Origin of the sequence: Anaplasma phagocytophilum (assembly GCF_023476575.1) — a bacterium.
GTDB lineage: Bacteria > Pseudomonadota > Alphaproteobacteria > Rickettsiales > Anaplasmataceae > Anaplasma > Anaplasma phagocytophilum_A.
Genome location: NZ_JAHLEX010000095.1, coordinates 1 through 4,346, shown reverse-complemented (window position 1 = coordinate 4,346; position 4,346 = coordinate 1). Strand labels below are relative to the sequence as shown.

5 protein-coding genes and 1 pseudogene are annotated in these 4,346 nt (G+C 40.8%); 4 read left to right on the top strand and 2 right to left on the bottom strand.

Annotation, left to right across the window (positions count from 1 at the left end; translation table 11 throughout):
• Positions 1 to 30: 30 nt before the first annotated feature.
• From KPX09_RS05815 to KPX09_RS04515, 3 genes and pseudogenes are all read left to right on the top strand, one after another.
• A complete protein-coding gene (locus KPX09_RS05815) occupies positions 31 to 165 on the top strand; it encodes a hypothetical protein (RefSeq protein WP_410518482.1) in 135 nt (44 codons plus the stop codon).
• Positions 126 to 263 (top strand): annotated as a pseudogene (locus KPX09_RS04520) (P44/Msp2 family outer membrane protein); the annotation flags it as partial. The gene KPX09_RS05815 and the pseudogene KPX09_RS04520, both read left to right, overlap by 40 nt.
• Positions 264 to 749: 486 nt before the next feature.
• Positions 750 to 1,988: a P44/Msp2 family outer membrane protein gene (locus tag KPX09_RS04515; protein WP_249549186.1), complete on the top strand. Its 1,239-nt coding sequence runs from the start codon at positions 750 to 752 to the stop codon at positions 1,986 to 1,988.
• Positions 1,989 to 2,521: 533 nt separating this feature from the next.
• Here the strand turns inward: KPX09_RS04515 and secF are convergent.
• Positions 2,522 to 3,439, bottom strand: coding sequence for a protein translocase subunit SecF (gene secF, locus KPX09_RS04510; protein ID WP_249549185.1), 918 nt, complete (start codon positions 3,437 to 3,439; stop codon positions 2,522 to 2,524).
• Positions 3,440 to 3,588: 149 nt separating this feature from the next.
• Here secF and KPX09_RS04505 point away from each other — a divergent pair, with 149 nt between their 5' ends.
• Positions 3,589 to 3,948, top strand: coding sequence for a YraN family protein (locus tag KPX09_RS04505; protein WP_275973661.1), 360 nt, complete (start codon positions 3,589 to 3,591; stop codon positions 3,946 to 3,948).
• A gap of 210 nt (positions 3,949 to 4,158) precedes the next feature.
• Here KPX09_RS04505 and KPX09_RS04500 read toward each other — a convergent pair.
• On the bottom strand, positions 4,159 to 4,346 hold a 188-nt coding region (locus KPX09_RS04500), incomplete at its 5' end, for a hypothetical protein (protein WP_249549184.1).

Below are 4,346 nucleotides of genomic sequence, written 5' to 3'. Positions count from 1 at the left end.
GACGATGAACGCATATTCTTACCTGCAGCCATGATTTTAAGGAACCTGGGGATATCGAGCCTTCAGTTGCTAACCAATAATCCTCACAAAGTGCAGGAGATAAGTAAGTATGGATTTGATGTGACAATGGTGTTTATGATGAGCTGCCGGCTCAACGACTTGTAGATGATACTAGTCCTGCTGGCCGTACTAAGGATACTGCCAATGCTAACTTCTCCATGGCTTATGTCGGGGGGGCATTTGGTGTTAGGTTCGCTTTTTAAGGTGGTTTGTAGGAAGCAGGGTAAGTTCAACTTACCCTGCTTCTATTAGAGAGTTAGTATATGAGATCTAGAAGTAAGCTATTTTTAGGAAGCGTTATGATGTTAAGGCTATAGCCATGGCTGCTAATGATGACGTTAGCGCTTTGGATACTATCCTGAGTCTTTATGTCATACACCTTATTTCTTAGTGCTTTTATAGCTTGCTTTAGGCGTAGGTATAGTAGTCCATATATATCGTATTAAGTAGCTATTAACAGCAATTATGCAACTGAAGGTATGGATGAATATCTAGTGGAAAAATATGCTGGTACATATAACCTCGCAGCGTATGGAGAATAGGAGCTTATAAAAGTACTGTGAACCATACGTGATTATATTGTTATGAATTTAGTATTCCTCTCCAGTCCTTGGTTAGAGTGAGCTTATGAACGCATTGTAAATAAGGACTGCAGTGGATATGTGGTAGAAAACTTAATGGTACGCTGTGTGGGTAAGATAGTATTATACGTGGTATCTGCAATATTGCTCATGTTGATTATTGGAGAAGATGCCAGGGCAGTAATGTATGAAGTTGACCTGGTTTCTAGCTCTAAGAAGTTCTATGTAGCCTTGGATTATGCCCCTGCCTTAAGTAAGGTAATCACTTTTGACGTAGTGGGTGACGGAGAGACATCTATAGTGTTGCCTTACTTAAAAAATGATGAGGAAGATTGGTTCAAAGCAGAAGTTATAGATTGGGATACTCAAGATCTCAGTGTGCAGTTCAAGAACAGTGTGCTCAAGTCTTGGGTCGGAAGTATTGGATATAAGATGATGGGAGGTAGGTTGGAAATCGAAGTTGGGCATGAAAAATTTAGGGCTAGAGTAAGCTCTTCTGAGGGAAACAGGGTGGGTGACATCGATACTGCGTATGTTTTTCTCTCTAGATTACTGCCATATTACTTGGTAAGCGCTCAATATGAAAAATTGATTTCAGGAATGTCTAACCTGACAGAAGATGAGATATTAGCTTTTGCTAACGGTGTTGCTGCACAGCGTCCTGATCTTGATAAGAGGATTTGCAGTAAGGCAACTATCACCAATAATCCTAAGGTGCCTGGTGTTTTCACTGCATGTAGAGATAGCGTAGATGGTAGAGATTTTGGAGGTTTTGGGGCCTTCACGAGACAAGCTATCATGAAATCGACGTGGAGCTATAGCGGATATCTTGATCCCCAAAATCTGGGTCGTGGAACCAGACTTGCACAGGCTAAGGACATTGTGAGTTATGTTAAGACTTTCACACAGAAAGAGAGAAGAATACTCGCAGTAATTCTTGGCGTTACTACAGGATTTGGAGAAGTTGTAGAAATACCATCTGTTACTGCAACTTCAGTAATGGTTAATGCTTGTTATGATTACAATGTTCCTCTAACAAAAAAGCACGCATCCGCATATTCGTGTGTGGGTTTAGGTAGCACGTTTGTTGAAATAGTGGATGAACATAGCACAGCTAAACTTGCCTACAGGTTAAAGGCTGGTCTAAGCTACAGTTTTTCTTCAGGAGTTACTGCTTTTGTAGGCGGTTTTTATCATCACATTATAGGTGATAGCGGTTACGATAGGGTTCCTATGCGTACTGTATTCTTTGACGAAAAAACAGAAGAAAGACCGGTGAAAACTGGAAAAGTATACCTAAGCCTAGATTACATCGGCGCTGAGTTTGGCATACGTCTAATCTTATAAGCTTTTTTTAGTGAAAGTAGACGATTTGTCCACTCTGAAGCAGTCTAGAATAGTAGAGGAGAATGGTACGAAAAGTTGGAGGATATTGAGAGTTCTCTGCTCTCTAAGGGGGGGGAAGCGTCGGGCAGTGAGGAAAAAGAAAACATAGTGGAGTTATACTGCTATTGAAGATTTGGTACGGTAGAGGTGTGTAGTCTCTTCTGTTAATTACACATATACAACACATGTAACGTCTACTGTACCTCAGTGAAAAGTCCTAGGAAAGCATAAGACTGTGTTAGAAGCTTTTTATATGGCATCGTGTGGTAAACAAACGTGTAATTGGGAGTCAAGAGATATCATCTCATTATAGCATCACCACCGTGCGAAGTTTTTAGATAGTAATAGTGCACTTCGTTTCCAAAACCATGGCACAGTAGGGAACGCTATAACACAATGTGCACGGTATATCACAGTATATAAGACAATATCAACCATCCATGAGAAAAGATGCCAGTACAAAACCACAATTACTGGCAAATATACACTTAGATCTAATAGGCGTTACTACTCAACTTTAGTGCTTTTTGTATACTTCCTACAAACGGAATTGTGGACACGAATATGGAAGAATATGTTCCCACCACGACACCAAAAAACGCAATGATGCCCAAATCCTGTACTGCACCCTCACATAACAACATAAGCGGCAGTGCTGCTAGCATCGTCGTACCAGAGGTCAAAAGAGTACGGGATAAAGTAGTGTTAATTCCTATATTTACAATCCGCACCATATCTTTCGTTTCAGATCGGACCATGAGTTCCCGTACTCTGTCGTATATAACCACAGAGTCGTTAACTGAATATCCTATAACCATTAAAATAGCAGCCATAACTGGCAGACTAAATTCTAGCCCTGTAGCACTTATCATGCCCATGGTGATAATGACATCATGCAACAAAGCTGAAACTCCTCCCACTGCAAACTGCCATCTAAACCTCAAACACAGGTAGAAAAACATGCAGAGCAAAGAGCCTAACACGGCTATGATTCCTTCTTTTACCTGCGCTAATCCAATCTGAGCACCTACGTAATCCACCTTTTTGTAGCTAATCTCACCAAGCTCTCCAAGTGCACCTTTTACCTTATCTACAGCGACATGGCTTCCGGAAGAGGCCCCTCCTTTGAAGATGACCATAAATTCCTGGGGATCTTCCCCAAAATTTTGTACTGATACGCTTCCTAATCCAGATCCTGCAAGCACACACTTTATGCGCTCAGCATCCACTGAGGTATCCGCTACTTGAAAATCTACTACTACACCCCCAGCAAAGTCAGTGCCCAGATTTATGCCCCTGACATAAATCAACACAAGCGATCCCAACGTGAGCAACACACTCATAATAAGCGCAACTCTGCCCCATTTAACAAAATTAAAGTTAACTCCATCTGGAATAATGCGAAGAATCACGAGTGACCATATGAAATTTGTTCGCGAGTCTATGATGTTTTGTATACCTGTTCAAGAAATAATAATACCCTAATCGAAGTACATTCTTATAATAGTGCACCACAGCATTTACCATGGCCAAAGAATATTGCAATTTGTCAGTAGTATAAATGCCAAAACCCTCTAGCAACTTAATAGGCTACACTGGAGAGTTGCTCGTTATGTTATTGCTTAAAATACGTTTACAGAAGATATTATACCACCGCTACAGAGCACCTGTAGGCGAAGTGGATATAATATCGCAAAAGGGAAATCTACTATTTTTTATAGAGGTCAAGACAAGTATAAGAAGTAGTTTTAACGAAATACCGTTAAGGGCGAAGCAGCGCCGTTCAATCACCAGAGCTGCTAAATATTTCCTAGCTCGTCATCCAAAATTTGCTGATTACCAAATGAGTTTCGAAGTCTACTGTCTGTCAATCAAACATGGGATTACTAGAATCCAAAACGCATGGGAGGACACATTCTAACCTTTTCACATACCTACCCCAAAATACACGTGTTAGAACACAGCACAACTCTCAAAAATGCACTTGGCCCACAGATAGAGCGCATTCGCCAAGAGATTTTTACAGATTTATAACAGATATAGATTTTCTCGATGATGTTTATTTTTGCAGCATACCGGACGGTACACGTGCTGTTGCAACACTACACACTTAAAAACAAAGTCGCGGATTTTATGAAACATATTTAGTGGGGATATAGATAAAAGGCAATCTCAGAGTGGTGTAAGAGTTGTTTTCGTCCCAAAAGCCCGGAAATTTACTGCTAGGCAACTGACTTACAGAACATATAAGAACGTCCTGCTCAACTGACAGGGGTGTTACGCTCTTACGGAAGACTTGTCTCACCTTGCACTCACACA

Excerpts from the sequence above, each read along its gene's own strand:
- KPX09_RS05815 (WP_410518482.1), top strand. The coding sequence starts at position 31 with ATGATTTTAAGGAACCTGGGGATATCGAGCCTTCAGTTGCTAACCAAT.
- KPX09_RS04505 (WP_275973661.1), top strand. The coding sequence starts at position 3,589 with ATGCCAAAACCCTCTAGCAACTTAATAGGCTACACTGGAGAGTTGCTC.